Origin of the sequence: Chitinophaga sp., assembly GCF_039596455.1 — a bacterium.
Lineage (GTDB): Bacteria > Bacteroidota > Bacteroidia > Chitinophagales > Chitinophagaceae > Chitinophaga.
Map to the genome: position 1 here is coordinate 195,421 of NZ_JBCNJR010000002.1, position 14,204 is coordinate 209,624.

The following is a 14,204-nucleotide window of genomic DNA, read 5'->3' on the forward strand; positions in this document are numbered from 1 at the left end:
AGACCATGGGAGTTTTTTTTATATCCATCTACAATTTCTTCAACGCACGCAAATGGCTGCTGTGGCTGTTCACGCTGAGCTGCTTTGTGCTGTGCGGCTGGCTGGCCTCCCGCATCCGGCTGGAAGAGGATATAACCCGCATTCTCCCCCGCGATAAAAAAATAGACCACCTCCAGCAGTTCATGCAGAACTCGAAGTTTGCAGACAAGCTGGTGGTAATGCTGGCCCAGCAGGACACAACCGCCCCCGCGGAGCCGGACAGTCTGGCCGCATTGGCGCAAGCCTTCACCGAAGGCCTGCAGCAGGCGCCCTTGCAGCCTTACATCAAAACCGTGCAGGGCCAGGCAGATGATGCATTGATGATGGAACTGGTACAGGCGGTGCAAAACCACCTGCCCCTGTTCCTGGAAGAAAAAGATTATACCGCTATAGACTCGCTCATTACCCCGCAGGCGCTGCAGCAGAAAATGGCGGACAACTACAACACGCTGCTTTCTCCCGCCGGGCTGGTGCTGAAACGGATGATCCAGGCAGACCCCACCGGTATTTCCTGGCTGGGCGTAAAGAAACTGGAACAGCTGCAGGCGGGCGGCCAGTTCGAACTGTACAACGGCTACGTGATCTCCAAAGACCACCGCAACATACTGCTCTTCATTACCCCGCAATACCCGCCCAATGAAACGGGAAAGAACAAACAGTTCCTCACCGGGCTGGACGCGCTGATAGATTCCCTGCACGCACAATACCCGCGGCAGCAGCTCAGTTACTTCGGCGCCACGGCCGTTTCTGTGGGCAATGCGGAACAGCTCCGGCAAGATACCTATTTCACGCAGGGCATTACCGTACTGCTGCTGATAGTATTGATAGCCCTGTTTTTCCGGAAAAAACGCGCGCCCCTGTTGGTGATGCTGCCGGTGGTGTTCGGCGCCCTGTTCTCCCTGGCCATGGTATACCTGCTGAAAGGGCAGGTGTCTGTCATAGCGCTGGGCGCAGGCTGCGTAGTGCTGGGCATTGCCGTGAACTATTCCCTGCATGTGTTCAACCACTACCGCCATTTGCCAGACATCAGGCAGGTGATCAAAGACCTGGCCATGCCCATGACGGTGGGCAGCTTCACCACCGTAGGCGGTTTCCTCTGCCTGCAGTTCGTGAAATCTCCCATGCTGCAGGATATTGGCCTGTTTGCCGCTTTCAGCCTTGTGGGGGCTTCACTGTTTTCCCTTATCATATTACCGCATTTGATTGCCGCCGGTAAAGCCGCGCCGGTGCGGGCAAAACATAATGTCATAGACCGGCTTTCCAGCTGGCGGCCGGAGCGCAACAAATACCTCGTATACGGCATACTGGCCCTGACGGTGCTGTTCTTTTTCACCGCCCGCCACGTAACGTTCGAGAGTGACATGATGCGCATGAACTTTATGCCGGAGCGCCTGCAAAAGGCAGAAGCACAGCTGAACCGCCTGAACGCCTTTGCCGCGCAGTCTGTTTACATGATATCTGAAGGCGGCACGCTGGGCGAGGCCTTGCAGCACCGCGAAGCCGCCGCATCAGCCATCAGCGCGCTGGAGCAAAAGGGCATTGTAAAACAGGTGAGCGGTACCGGCGGCCTGGTGTTGTCTGAACAGGCGCAGGCAGAAAAGATCGCGCGCTGGAAGGCTTACTGGACGCCGGAGAAACAAACCCGCCTGCTGCAGCTGCTGCGCGCGGAAGGAGCGCAATACCGCTTCCGGCCGGAGGCCTTTGACAACTTTGCCGCACTGCTCTCAAAAGATTACGCCCCCATGCCGCCAGAACAGTCCGAGCTGCTGCAGGTAAGCGGCATCAGTGATTATGTAACGCTGAAGCCCGGCGCCGCCTCCGTGATCAGCCTGCTGAAGGTAGACCCGGCGCAAAAAGCCGCCGTGTATGCCGCGCTGGAGCAACAGCCCGGCACCGTAGTGTTTGATAAACAATACACCGCCAACCGGCTGGCCGAAATTATCCGTGACGAGTTCAACACCATTGCCTGGATGACCTCACTGCTGGTGTTCTTTGCCCTGCTGCTCTCTTACGGCAGAATAGAACTGGCGCTCATCACCTTCATTCCCATGCTCATCAGCTGGGTGTGGATACTGGGCATTATGGGGCTCTTCGGCATCCCCTTCAACATTGTCAACATCATTCTCTCCACCTTCATATTCGGCCTGGGAGATGATTACAGCATATTCACCATGGACGGGCTGCAGCAGGAGTACAAGAACGGCAGCAAACACCTGCCTTCCTTCAGATCGTCTATCATCTTTTCCGCCATTACCACCATCCTGGGGCTGGGCGTGCTTATTTTCGCGAAGCACCCTTCCCTGCGCTCCATTGCGCTGATTGCGGTAATTGGCATCATGAGCGTAGTGCTCACATCCCAGGTGCTGATACCGCTGTTCTTTAACTGGCTCATCACCAACCGCGTGAAAAACGGCCGGCCGCCATGGAAGCTCTGGAGCTGGAGCAAATCCATGTTCGCGTTCACTTACTACGCCATGGGCGCGGTGTTGCTGACTATACTGGGCGTGTTGCTCACGCGCATCAATCCTTTCAATATTGAAAAAGGGAAGAAGATCTACCACCGCATTCTCAGCTCGTTTACCTGGAGCCTGCTGCATATCATGGGCAACATCCGCAAACGCACGATCAACACCACCGGTGAAGACTTCAAAAAACCGGCGGTGGTGATCAGCAACCACCAGAGCTTCTTGGACATACTGATGTCTACCGCCATGCATCCCAACGTAGTACTGCTCACCAACCAATGGGTATACAACTCGCCGCTGTTCGGTTATGTGGTGAAAATGGCGGATTATTATCCCGTGGCGGAAGGGGTGGAAGGCAGCATAGATAAGCTGCGCAACCGCGTGGAGAACGGCTATTCAATTGTGATCTACCCGGAAGGCACCCGCTCAACCGATACCAGCATTAAACGTTTTCATAAAGGCGCTTTTTACCTGGCGGAGCAACTGCAGCTGGACATTCTGCCCGCTGTGATACATGGTACGGCCTACACCATGTCCAAAAACGATTTTCTGCTGAAAGACGGTATTGTTACCATGAAGTACCTGCCCCGCATCAAGCCTGACGACAAGCGGTGGGGGGATAACTACAGCACCCGCACCCGCCTCATCAGCCGCTATTTCAAGCAGGAGTACGAGCAGCTGCGCCGGGAGATAGAAACGCCTGCCTACTACCGGGAGCAGCTGATTTACCAGTACCTTTACAAAGGCCCGGTGCTGGAATGGTACATGCGCATAAAAACGAAGCTGGAAAACAATTACGACCTCTTCCACGAGCTGCTGCCCAAAAGCGGCAAGATCATGGATATTGGTTGCGGCTACGGTTTCATGAGCTATATGCTGCACTTCCTGTGCCCGGAGCGGCAAATATTGGGAGTGGACTATGACGAGGAAAAAATTGCCGTGGCGCAGCACTGTTACCTGCGCGGCACGCAGCTGCGCTTTGAAGCGGCAGATATTACGCAGTACCCGCTGGAGCACCAGGACGCGTTTGTGATGCTGGACGTGCTGCATTACCTGCAGCCCAACGCGCAGGAGAAGCTGCTGCAGCAGTGCATCAGCAGGCTCAACCCGGGCGGCGTGATCATTGTAAGGGACGGGGATGCAGACCTGGCGGAACGCCATAAAGGCACCCGCCTGACAGAATTGTTCAGCACGCGCCTGCTGGGCTTCAACAAAACGGGCAACCGGCCGCTGTCTTTCTTCTCTTCCACTGCCCTGCGCAGTATTGTAGAGCGCAATGGCGCTACCATGGAGCGGATAGACAACACGCGGTACACATCTAACGTGATTTTTATTATCAAACATTCACTCAGCGAGCAGTATGCATAATTACGATGTAGTCATAATCGGCAGCGGCCTGGGCGGTTTAACCTGCGGAGCCATTCTGAGCAAGAACGGCTACAAAGTATGCGTGCTGGAAAAAAATAAACAGATAGGCGGCTGTTTGCAGACCTTCAGTCGTGACAAGACCGTGTTTGACTCCGGCGTGCATTACGTGGGCGGGCTGGAGCCGGGGCAGAACCTCCACCAGGTGTTCAAATACCTGGGCATTATGGACAAGCTGAACCTGAAACGCCTGGACATGGACTGTTTTGACCGCATTGCTTTCCACGATGACCCGAAGGAATACAAGATGGCCCAGGGTTACGAACACTTCATCCAGGGCCTGCTGCAAGACTTTCCGGGAGAAGAGAAGGCGCTGCGCGAATATTGCCGCATGCTGCGCCATATCTGCGACAAGTTTCCGCTCTATAACCTGCGCATGGGCGGTTTTGAAGAAAAGGAGTCGGTACTGGGCATAGACGCCGCCGAGTTTATCAACAGCCTCAGCAGCAACCGCCGCCTCACCGAAGTGCTGGCCGCCAACAATGCCCTGTACGCCGGGGTGGAAGGCAAAACGCCCATGTACGTGCATGCGCTGGTGCTCAACAGTTACATAGAAAGCTCCTGGAAGTGTATAAACGGCGGCTCGCAGATAGGGAAATGGCTGGCCAGGGGCATCCTGGAGAACGGCGGCACTATCCTGAAACACCAGCAGGTGAAAAGGATAGTGGCAGACGGGCCGGCGGTACAGTATGTTGAAACCGCCGCCGGCAAACGTTTCACCGCATCACACTTTATTTCCAACGTACATCCGGCCGCTACGCTGGACATGCTGGAGAGCGACGCCATCAGGCAAGCCTACCGCACCCGCATCAAATCTCTCGAAAACTCCAACTCCGCATTGATGGTGAACGCCGTGCTGAAACCCGGCATGTTCCCGCATATGAACTATAACTATTACTACCATAGCGCAGACAGTGTATGGGGCAGCCATGACTATACGCCAGACACCTGGCCCGGCAGCTATGCCATGTTCATCTCCCCGGAGCCGAAAGACCACCGCTTTGCCAATGCCCTTTCCATTATGTCTTATATGCACATCAGCGAAGTAGAGCAGTGGAAAGACACGTTCAATACCGTGTCTAGCGAAGCCAGCAGGGGAGCGGATTATGAGGCGTTCAAGAAAGAGAAGGCCGAGAGGGTGCTGGATATGGTGGAACAGCGCTTCCCCGTGCTGCGGCAATGCATACAGAGCTATTATGTGGCCACACCACTCTCTTTCCGGGACTACATCGGTACGGAAGACGGCTCCATGTACGGCATTATGAAAGACAGCACAGACCCGCTCCGTACTTTCATATCGCCGCGCACCAAACTGTCCAACCTGTACCTTACAGGCCAGAACCTGAACATGCACGGCATATTGGGCGTGAGCATGAGCGCGTTGGTAACCAGCGCTGAACTGCTCGATTTTGAGAAATTGTTGCACGAGATCAAGACAGCATAATATGGCGAACGGGAAAAAAACAGGGAAACGGATATTCAAAGGCTTTTTATACTTCACAGGCTTCCTGGCCTTGCTGCTGGCAGGCCTTTTCATTTATTTGTATATAGTGGCCCGCATGCCGCCGCCTGAAATTGCGGACAAGGGCGCCCTGGCCTGGCAGCGCCATGCGTTGGACAGTACGGCCTTTACGCTGGGCAACAGCTGGTTCCGCAAAAGCCGCAGCGGCCTGTATGAAATGTACGTGGAAGGCAAACCCTTTGAACGGGGCGTGGTGTATGGCAAGCTAGCGCAGGAGCTGGTACAGCGGCAGGAGGATCATTTTACGGAACAGATCGGCAAAATGGTCCCTTCAAAAAGTTACCAGCATTTCCTGAAATACCTCATTGGCTGGTTTAACCGGCATATGGACGAGAACGTGCCGGAAGAATATAAAGAAGAGATCTACGGTGTATCCTTTGCCGCGTCTGACGAGTATGACTACATCGGTTCCAACTACCAGCGCATCATGAACTACCATGCTGCGCACGATATCGGGCATGCCCTGCAAAACCTGGCGCTGGTGGGTTGCACCTCCTTCGGCACCTGGAACGGAAGGTCTGCAGACAGCAGCCTCATCATAGGCCGCAACTTCGATTTTTACGTGGGAGACAAATTTGCGGAAGACAAGATAGTGGCTTTCTACCGTCCCGAGAAAGGCCATCCGTTCATGATGATCACCTGGGGCGGCTTTACCGGCGTAGTGAGCGGCATGAACGCGCAGGGCCTCACCGTTACCATCAACGCCGCCAAGTCAGATATTCCCTCCGGCTCCGCCACGCCTGTATCACTGGTGGCGCGGGAAATACTGCAATACGCAAAAAATATTGAAGAGGCTTATGCCATAGCGCAGCGGCGAAAAATGTTTGTGTCGGAATCTTTCCTGATAGGCTCCGCTAATGACAACCGCGCCGCCATCATAGAAAAAACGCCTACGGAGCTGGCGCTGTATGACCCGAAGGGAGATGAAATATCCTGCGCCAACCACTTCCAGAGCAACAGCCTGGGCGCTTCCGCTTCCAACCAGGCGCAGCTGGCGGAAAGCGCATCCCCCTACCGCTATAAACGCCTGCAGCAGCTGCTGGAACGAAATGGCAAAAACACTGTAGCCAAAACAGTGGCCATTCTCCGTGACCAGAAAGGGCTGAATGATGCAGACATCGGCATGGGTAACGAAAAAGCGCTCAACCAGCTGATTGCCCACCATGCCGTGGTATTTGCGCCGCAGGAGCTGAAGGTATGGGTGTCTACCGCGCCCTGGCAGCTGGGTGAGTTTGTGGCCTATGACCTGCATAAAGTGTTTGCCATGAAAGGCCTGCCGGCCGATGTGGAGATATGTGACAGCACGGCCATCATTCCCGCAGATACTTTTTTGCAAACGGACAATTACCGGAAATTCGTAGATTTCAGGCGCTGGAAGGCCGCCTTTATGGATAAACAGCCGGTAGATGTGGAGCAGATGGTGGCCGATAACCCGCAGTATTACCATGCGTACGTGATGGCGGGAGATTACCTGTACCGGCAAAAACAATACGCGCAGGCTAAAACATATTACCAGCAGGCGCTCACAAAGGAAATTGCCACCAAAGCCGAAAAAGACCATGTGCTGGAGCGTTTGGCGGCATGTGATAAAAAACAATGACGGGCATAGGAACAGATATTGTGGAAGTAGACCGGATAGCCTCTAAAATACAGAAGGGGCAAGGCTTCCGGGAGCTGGTGTTTTCACCGGACGAGATTGCCTATTGTGAAAAACAGGCAGATGCCTACCAGAGTTATGCCGCCCGCTTTGCCGCCAAAGAGGCTTTCCTGAAAGCCCTGGGCACCGGCTGGGGCGGAAGCGGCATGCAGTTTAACGAAATAGAGATCAGGAACAATGAGGCCGGCAAGCCGGAAATTCACCTCAGGGGCAACGCCGCCGGCCGGCTGGACGGGCGGCAGGTATTTGTATCCCTTTCCCACGTGAAAGCCGTGGCCATGGCCACCGTTGTGATCCTGTAAGCCATACAATATGTACATACCAGATATAGAACTGCAGCCGGCCGCGGCTATCAGGCAGTTCCAGGCAAAAGAACTGCAGCACCTGCTGGGCTACCTCCGGCAGTTTTCCCCCTTTTACAAGGAATGGTTTGCCCGCCACGGGGTAAATACAGACCAGGTGCGCAGCATTGAAGACCTGCGCAACATTCCTACCGTGGGCAAGGAAGAGCTGCAGGAGCGGAACTGGGATTTTCTCTGTGTAGACAAAAGCAAAATAGCCGAGTACACCACCACCTCCGGCACCCTGGGCCGCCCCGTCATTATCCCCCTCACGGAAAAAGACCTGCAGCGCCTTACGTACAACGAGTTTATTTCTTTCAGCTGTGCCGGTGGTACAGATGAAGACATTTACCAGCTGATGCTCACGCTTGACAGGCAGTTCATGGCCGGCATGGCCTATTACTCCGGCATCCGCCGGCTGGGCGCGGGCGTGCTGCGCGTAGGGCCGGGCGTGCCTTCCCTGCAATGGGAAAACATCCGGCGCATACAGCCCACCACCATTGTGGCGGTGCCTTCTTTCATTCTCAAGCTCATTGCCTTTGCGGAAGAGCATGGCATAGACATCAATGCATCATCAGTTAAAAAAGCCGTGTGCATTGGCGAGAACATCAGGAATACAGATTTTTCCTATAACGTGCTGGGCAAAAAGATCACAGACAAGTGGAACATCCAGCTTTTCTCCACCTATGCCTCCACGGAAATGCAGACCGCGTTCACGGAGTGCAAGGCGGGGAAGGGCGGTCATCACCACCCGGAGCTGCTCATCGTGGAGCTGCTGGACGAGCGGGACCAGCCCGTGCCGCCCGGCGCGGCGGGAGAGGTGACCATCACCACCCTGGGCGTGGAAGCCATGCCCCTGCTGCGTTACAAAACAGGAGATATTTGCCAGTACATTGAAGAGCCGTGCAGCTGCGGGCGGCAGACCATCCGCCTTTCTCCCGTAATTGGCCGGCGTAAGCAAATGATCAAATACAAAGGCACCACGCTATACCCGCCCGCCTTATATGATCTGCTGAGTGAAATGGAAGAAGTGAAAGAGTTTATTGTGGAAGTGTTTTCCAATGAAATAGGTACGGACGAAATACTGCTGCACCTCAGCCCGGCGGAAGAATCAGAAGAAACAGACCGTAAAATAAAATCATACCTGCAGGCCAAGCTCCGCGTAATACCGCAGGTGAAATACTGCAGCATGCAGGAGATACTGAAAATGCAATTCCCGGAAGGGAGCCGCAAGCCGGTGAAGTTTATGGATAACAGGGGGAGTTAGAAGCTGAAGCCCGCCGCCGCATTCGGGTTGTCTATTTTGGTGCTCTGGCGCTTGTTGTTCACAATGGCATGTATCATATGGCTCTGCGTGGCATGCTCTTTATAAAGAATATCGTTCCGCAGGTCCAGCTTTTTAATGTCAGGCACACCGGTAATTTCCAGGAAGCACCAGGTGGCGTCTTCCTCAATACGGTAGCCCAGGTACCGCAGGGAAAGCGGCTTGCCGTCTGCCCTGATCTGCAAATGCCGGCCTATGTACTGCGCAATCATGGAATCTACGGCAGGCCTGTTTTGTGGCTTGATGATGTCAAAACTGGTGTTGTAGTGCTTTTTCAGCGCATTCTCCAGGTCGTCAGAGAAGATGCGGCAGCTGATTTCCAGCGTTTTACGCGGGGCGTTGTGGCGGATTTCCGTTACGCTCAAATAAAAAGGGTGTACTGCACTGATCCATAGCGGTAAAAACCATTTGCATAATAATAAACCCATTTGCCCCAAAAATTTTTATTATTAACTTTCCTTGATTATCATTACGAAGTTACAAAAATCTAGGCCATGCAGGAGTTCAGCTTGTATTTTCAGGAAGGCTGGCAACATATTCTTGATCTGAACGGGTACGATCATATACTTTTTGTGATGGCCCTTTGCGCCATCTACCTGGTCAACGACTGGAAGAAGGTGCTCATACTGGTCACCGCATTTACCATCGGGCATTCCATCACCCTGGCGCTGAGCGTGCTCAATATCATCCGTGTACCGTCGGCGCTCATTGAGTTCCTCATACCGGTTACCATTGTGATCACGGCGTTCAGCAACGTGCTGCGGAAGAGCCAGCCTGCGGGCAATATGCAGCTGAACTATTTCTTTGCCCTGTTTTTCGGCCTTATTCACGGTATGGGCTTTTCCAACTACCTGAAAAGCATGCTGGGCTCGCAAACCAATATTGTACAGCCTTTGCTGGCCTTTAACCTGGGGCTTGAAGTGGGGCAGATCATCATTGTGATCATTGTTCTGCTGCTGGCCCAGCTGCTGGTGAGCTTCACCACGGTGAAGCGGAGAGACTGGGCGATGTTTATCTCCGCCGCCATTTTCGGCATTGCCTTTATGATGAGTATTGAAAGAATGAAAAATTTAATAGATTGAGTATGCAACCAAAGATCCTGCTCTGCTGCCTGTTGTTGGCAGCGCCCATGCTGCTGCAGGCGCAGAACCCCGGTTCCAACCATGGCAACCGTTTTGAACAGCTGGGGTACCTGCTGGCAGACCCTAACATGTACCGCTCCGCCTCCGGCGTGCCGGGGCCAAAATACTGGCAGCAGCGCGCGGATTATGACATCAGCGCAGAGCTGGACGATGAAAAGCAGCGCCTCACCGGCTCGGAAACCATCACGTATTATAACAATTCCCCTGACCCGCTGACCTACCTCTGGCTGCAGCTGGATGAAAACGAGCACAACCCGAAAAGCGATAATAACAGTTTTGACGGCAGCAGCATGTCTGACAAGATGAGCGGCCGCCAGGTAAACAGTATACTGGGCCTGGAGCCCGGCAAAGGCGTGAACATCACCAAGGTGACAGACGCCGCTGGCAAGGCGCTCCCTTACACCATCAACCAGACCATGATGCGCATAGACCTGCCCAAAACGCTGATGCCGGGTGAGAAGATGAAATTCAATGTAGACTGGTGGTATAACATTGCAGACCGTATGACCTATGGCGGCCGCGGCGGTTTTGAGTACTTCCCGGAAGATAAGAACTACCTCTACACCATCACCCAGTGGTACCCGCGCATGGCCGTGTATTCAGACTTCCAGGGCTGGCAGAACAAACAGTTCACCGGCCGGGGAGAGTTTGCCCTTACCTTCGGCAATTTCAAAGTGCGCATGACGGTGCCGGCAGACCATATTGTGGGCGCCACCGGGGAATGCCGCAACTACAAAGAAGTGCTCACACCCGCGCAGTTCCAGCGCTGGCAGCAGGCGCAAAACGCCAGCGAGCCGGTTGAAGTGGTGCCCCTGGCGGAAGCGCAGCAGGCCATGAAAAGCAAGGCCAGCGCCAAAAAAACATGGGTGTACGAAGCGGAGAACGTGCGTGATTTTGCCTGGACATCCAGCCGCCGCCTTGTTTGGGACGCCATGGCCACCAACATTGAAGGCAAAAAGGTGATGGCCATGAGCTATTACGGCCAGGAGGCTTACCCCCTTTACCGCCGCTACTCCACCAAAGCGGTGGCCCACACCCTCCGCGTATATTCCAAACACACCATTCCTTATCCCTACCCGGTAGCCATCTCGGTAGAAGCAGCCAACGGTATGGAATACCCCATGATCTGCTTCAACTACGGCCGCGCGGAAAAAGACGGCACCTATTCCGAAGCCACGAAGTACGGCGCCATCAGCGTGATCATTCATGAAGTGGGGCATAACTTCTTCCCCATGATCGTGAACTCTGACGAGCGCCAGTGGACCTGGATGGACGAAGGCCTGAACACTTTCTGCCAGTTCCTGGCTGAGCAGGAGTGGGACAACAATTATCCTTCCCGCCGCGGTCCCGCCCACAAAATAGTGGAGTACATGAGCCTGCCGAAAGACCAGCTGGAGCCTGTGATGAGCAATTCAGAGAACATCACGCATTTTGGTCCCAACGCTTACGCCAAACCCGCCACTGCGCTCAACATCCTGCGTGAAACAGTGATGGGCCGCGAGCTGTTTGACTATGCGTTCAAGGAATATTCCCGCCGCTGGGCCTTCAAGCACCCTACGCCTACAGACCTCTTCCGCACCATGGAAGACGCCTCCGCCGTAGACCTGGACTGGTTCTGGCGCGGCTGGTTCTTTGGTACGGAACCGGTAGACATTTCGCTGGACAGTGTGAAGTGGTACCGCATGGACACTAAAAATCCAGCTGTAGAGAACAAGCTGTCAAAATCCGCTGAAGAGAAAGACGCCAAACACATTGCGCAAACCCGCAACCGTGAAAAAGGCGTGAAGTTTGCCATAGAGCAGGATACCAGCCTGCAGGACTTCTACAACAAATGGGACCGCTATGCCGTAACACCTGACCAGCAGGAGGCTTATCAGAAAATGCAGGCCTCCCTCAGCCCGGAAGAGAAGCGCCTGTATGAGAGCAGGAAGAACTTTTACGAGCTGCATTTCAGGAACGTGGGCGGTAACGTGATGCCGCTCATCATTGAGTGGACATTTGCAGACGGTACAAAGGAGATAGACCGCATTTCCGCCTACATCTGGCGGCATGATGAAAACAAGGTAACCAAGGTGTTCGCGAAAGACAAAGAGGTAACCGCCATCCGGCTGGACCCTTACCGCGAAACAGCGGACATAGACGAAGGCAACAACGCCTGGCCGCGGGAATCCACGCCTTCCAAGTTTGAATTGTTCCAGCGGGAGGTGCGCGCACGCGGCACATCTACCGGCGGCAACCCGATGCAGAAGGCACAGCAGCAATAAGATCATGCATTGCATAAAAAAACCGGCGCAGGAGCAACTGCGCCGGTTTTTTTATGCCGGTAGTTTGAGAATGGCCTCAAGGTTTTTTATCCTTCCCTTTTTTATCCCTGCCAGCCTCACGCAACGCCTTGGCAATGATCCATTCCATTTGCCCGTTCACGCTGCGGAACTCGTCTGCCGCCCAGCGCTCCAGCGCATCATAGGTGGCCTGGTCTATTCTCAGTACAAAACTTTTTTTCTCCTTGCCGCTCATGTTTTATTGATATAAAGACCCGGTGTTCAATACAGGCGTAGCTGCTTTCTCACCGCACAATACCACCATGAGGTTGCTCACCATGGCGGCTTTTCGTTCCTCGTCAAGCGTTACGATCTGTTTGCGTGACAGGTGCTCCAGCGCCATTTCTACCATGCCCACAGCGCCTTCCACTATTTTGGAGCGGGCGGCAACAATGGCGGTGGCCTGCTGGCGTTGCAGCATGGCGCCCGCAATTTCAGGGGCATAAGCCAGGTGGCTGATGCGCGCCTCCCGCACGGTGATGCCGGCGGCGGCCAGGCGCTCATTCAGTTCCTGCTCCAGCAGCTCATTCACCTTTTCTCCGCCGTCTCGCAGCGTAATTTCAGCCGTCTCGTCTTCCAGGCGCTCATAAGGGCAGCTGGTAGCGAGGTGGCGCACAGCAGCTTCGCTTTGCACCTGCACATATTGCTGGTAGCCTTCCACCTCAAAGGCGGCCCTGTAGGTATCACTCACCTGCCATACTATCACGGCGGCAATTTCTATGGGGTTGCCCATTTTGTCATTCACCTTCAGGGTTTGCCCGTTCAGGTTGTTGGCGCGCAGCGAAATTTTCTGTGAGCCGAACAAGGGGTTCACCCATAAAAGACCGTTCTGTTTGATACTGCCCACATATTTCCCGAAGAAGGTCAGCACCAGTGAATGGTTAGGGTTCACGATCTTGATGCCTTTAGCAGTAAATACAAAAGCAATGAACAGGAGACCGGTTATTATTGACCAGCCGCCGCTCAGCTGCACGGCATTATAAAAAGCCAGTATGCCGAAGAGGCCGATGAGAATGCAGAGCACAAAGGCCAGGTAGCCGCTCATAGGTTTATTGATCTTTTCCATCTGATATCAATTTGATATCAAATATAATCTTCTTCCGGGAATAAAAAAATAGCTTAGTGTAAGAGTTACGCTAATTAATATTTTGGATTTGCCGGGTAAAAAAGTTTTAATTTTAGGTGGATTTGTTATTTTCATCCCCGCTTAACCGGCTGGAGAACACGTTAGAAGAATACAGGAATTACAGCGAAATCCCAGGTCACCGGCCATTTTATCAACCGAAACTTTGTATGTTCAACAGTTTTTCTGACGAGCAACTGCTATCCCTCCTGAAAGATAGCAACATCACGGCGTTCAACACCATTTACGACCGTTACAGCCGCCCTTTATACCTTTACATTCTCAGCAAAACAGACCGCGGGGAAACCAGCAAAGACCTGCTGCAGGACCTCTTTACCACCCTTTGGGAAAAGCGCTGCCAGCTCGATGTACAGCAATCCCTCCGTTCCTATCTTTACCAGAGCGTACGCCACAAGATCATAGACCTGTACCGCAAAGATGTTACCTACCGCAAGTACCTGCAGCAGCTGATAGAGCATTTTGACGCGCAGCCGCACAGCATTTCGGAAACCTATGACTACAAGGCCAAAGCCACGGAGGTGTTTGAGGCCATCAACCGCCTGCCCGCGAAAATGAAGGAGATCTTCATGCTGAGCCGCTTTGAGAACCTCAGCATAGAACAGATTGCCAACCGGCTTGACCTTTCCCAGCAAACGGTGAAGAACCAGATATCCAAAGCCCTGAAAATACTCCGCAGCCACTATACCCAAACAGACCTGCTGGCCCTGGCCGTAGTGCTTTCCATTGTTTAGCCGATAGCCCTTATCTATCAACGCTTTCCCGCAATTTTCTAACCCCGATGGTACTTTTTTGCCGCTGAAACGACTCCCTTATATCAGCAACCA

Annotated in this window: 11 protein-coding genes; 8 read left to right on the forward strand and 3 right to left on the reverse strand. The window is 53.7% G+C overall.

Going from position 1 to position 14,204, the window contains the following annotated elements; all coding sequences use genetic code 11:
• Positions 1 to 5 precede the first annotated feature (5 nt).
• The 5 genes from ABDW36_RS10545 to ABDW36_RS10565 are packed head-to-tail and all read left to right on the forward strand — an operon-like array spanning position 6 to position 8,716.
• Positions 6 to 3,872 (forward strand): 1-acyl-sn-glycerol-3-phosphate acyltransferase, encoded by a 3,867-nt coding sequence (locus ABDW36_RS10545; protein ID WP_343701859.1) that lies wholly within the window; start codon positions 6 to 8, stop codon positions 3,870 to 3,872.
• A complete protein-coding gene (locus ABDW36_RS10550) occupies positions 3,865 to 5,373 on the forward strand; it encodes an NAD(P)/FAD-dependent oxidoreductase (RefSeq protein WP_343701860.1) in 1,509 nt (502 codons plus the stop codon). Before ABDW36_RS10545 ends, ABDW36_RS10550 begins: the two co-directional genes overlap by 8 nt.
• A 1-nt stretch (position 5,374) precedes the next feature.
• Positions 5,375 to 7,051, forward strand: coding sequence for a C45 family peptidase (locus ABDW36_RS10555; protein WP_343701861.1), 1,677 nt, complete (start codon positions 5,375 to 5,377; stop codon positions 7,049 to 7,051).
• Positions 7,048 to 7,410 (forward strand): holo-ACP synthase, encoded by a 363-nt coding sequence (gene acpS / locus ABDW36_RS10560; RefSeq protein ID WP_343701862.1) that lies wholly within the window; start codon positions 7,048 to 7,050, stop codon positions 7,408 to 7,410. The genes ABDW36_RS10555 and acpS overlap by 4 nt, the downstream gene beginning before the upstream one ends.
• A gap of 10 nt (positions 7,411 to 7,420) precedes the next feature.
• Complete coding sequence (locus ABDW36_RS10565) at positions 7,421 to 8,716, forward strand: AMP-binding protein (RefSeq protein ID WP_343701863.1); 1,296 nt, start codon at positions 7,421 to 7,423, stop codon at positions 8,714 to 8,716.
• Here the strand turns inward: ABDW36_RS10565 and ABDW36_RS10570 are convergent.
• The gene (locus ABDW36_RS10570; RefSeq protein ID WP_343701864.1) at positions 8,713 to 9,201 is read right to left on the reverse strand and encodes a DUF6702 family protein; all 489 of its coding nucleotides are present in this window, start codon (positions 9,199 to 9,201) and stop codon (positions 8,713 to 8,715) included. The two genes, ABDW36_RS10565 and ABDW36_RS10570, sit on opposite strands and share 4 nt — an antisense overlap.
• Before the next feature lie 66 nt (positions 9,202 to 9,267).
• Here ABDW36_RS10570 and ABDW36_RS10575 point away from each other — a divergent pair, with 66 nt between their 5' ends.
• Together ABDW36_RS10575 and ABDW36_RS10580 are read left to right on the forward strand one after the other, a co-directional pair.
• Positions 9,268 to 9,855, forward strand: a complete 588-nt coding sequence (locus ABDW36_RS10575; protein ID WP_343701865.1) for a HupE/UreJ family protein — start codon at positions 9,268 to 9,270, stop codon at positions 9,853 to 9,855.
• A 2-nt stretch (positions 9,856 to 9,857) separates the two neighbouring features.
• Positions 9,858 to 12,179 carry a M1 family metallopeptidase gene (locus ABDW36_RS10580; RefSeq protein ID WP_343701866.1) on the forward strand — a complete coding sequence of 774 codons (2,322 nt, stop codon included), beginning with the start codon at positions 9,858 to 9,860 and terminating at the stop codon, positions 12,177 to 12,179.
• 76 nt (positions 12,180 to 12,255) lie between these two features.
• On the opposite strand, the gene ABDW36_RS10585 is transcribed toward ABDW36_RS10580, so the two are convergent.
• Together ABDW36_RS10585 and ABDW36_RS10590 are read right to left on the reverse strand one after the other, a co-directional pair.
• Positions 12,256 to 12,432, reverse strand: coding sequence for a hypothetical protein (locus tag ABDW36_RS10585; protein WP_343701867.1), 177 nt, complete (start codon positions 12,430 to 12,432; stop codon positions 12,256 to 12,258).
• 3 nt (positions 12,433 to 12,435) lie between these two features.
• Positions 12,436 to 13,302 (reverse strand): SPFH domain-containing protein, encoded by an 867-nt coding sequence (locus ABDW36_RS10590; RefSeq protein ID WP_343701868.1) that lies wholly within the window; start codon positions 13,300 to 13,302, stop codon positions 12,436 to 12,438.
• Positions 13,303 to 13,529: 227 nt separating this feature from the next.
• Here ABDW36_RS10590 and ABDW36_RS10595 point away from each other — a divergent pair, with 227 nt between their 5' ends.
• Positions 13,530 to 14,111: an RNA polymerase sigma-70 factor gene (locus ABDW36_RS10595; protein WP_343701869.1), complete on the forward strand. Its 582-nt coding sequence runs from the start codon at positions 13,530 to 13,532 to the stop codon at positions 14,109 to 14,111.
• Positions 14,112 to 14,204 lie beyond the last annotated feature (93 nt).

Excerpts from the sequence above, each read along its gene's own strand:
- acpS (WP_343701862.1), top strand. The coding sequence starts at position 7,048 with ATGACGGGCATAGGAACAGATATTGTGGAAGTAGACCGGATAGCCTCT.
- ABDW36_RS10595 (WP_343701869.1), top strand. The coding sequence starts at position 13,530 with ATGTTCAACAGTTTTTCTGACGAGCAACTGCTATCCCTCCTGAAAGAT.
- ABDW36_RS10590 (WP_343701868.1), bottom strand. The coding sequence starts at position 13,302 with ATGGAAAAGATCAATAAACCTATGAGCGGCTACCTGGCCTTTGTGCTC.
- ABDW36_RS10565 (WP_343701863.1), top strand. The coding sequence starts at position 7,421 with ATGTACATACCAGATATAGAACTGCAGCCGGCCGCGGCTATCAGGCAG.
- ABDW36_RS10545 (WP_343701859.1), top strand. The coding sequence starts at position 6 with ATGGGAGTTTTTTTTATATCCATCTACAATTTCTTCAACGCACGCAAA.
- ABDW36_RS10570 (WP_343701864.1), bottom strand. The coding sequence starts at position 9,201 with ATGGGTTTATTATTATGCAAATGGTTTTTACCGCTATGGATCAGTGCA.
- ABDW36_RS10555 (WP_343701861.1), top strand. The coding sequence starts at position 5,375 with ATGGCGAACGGGAAAAAAACAGGGAAACGGATATTCAAAGGCTTTTTA.
- ABDW36_RS10585 (WP_343701867.1), bottom strand. The coding sequence starts at position 12,432 with ATGAGCGGCAAGGAGAAAAAAAGTTTTGTACTGAGAATAGACCAGGCC.
- ABDW36_RS10550 (WP_343701860.1), top strand. The coding sequence starts at position 3,865 with ATGCATAATTACGATGTAGTCATAATCGGCAGCGGCCTGGGCGGTTTA.
- ABDW36_RS10575 (WP_343701865.1), top strand. The coding sequence starts at position 9,268 with ATGCAGGAGTTCAGCTTGTATTTTCAGGAAGGCTGGCAACATATTCTT.
- ABDW36_RS10580 (WP_343701866.1), top strand. The coding sequence starts at position 9,858 with ATGCAACCAAAGATCCTGCTCTGCTGCCTGTTGTTGGCAGCGCCCATG.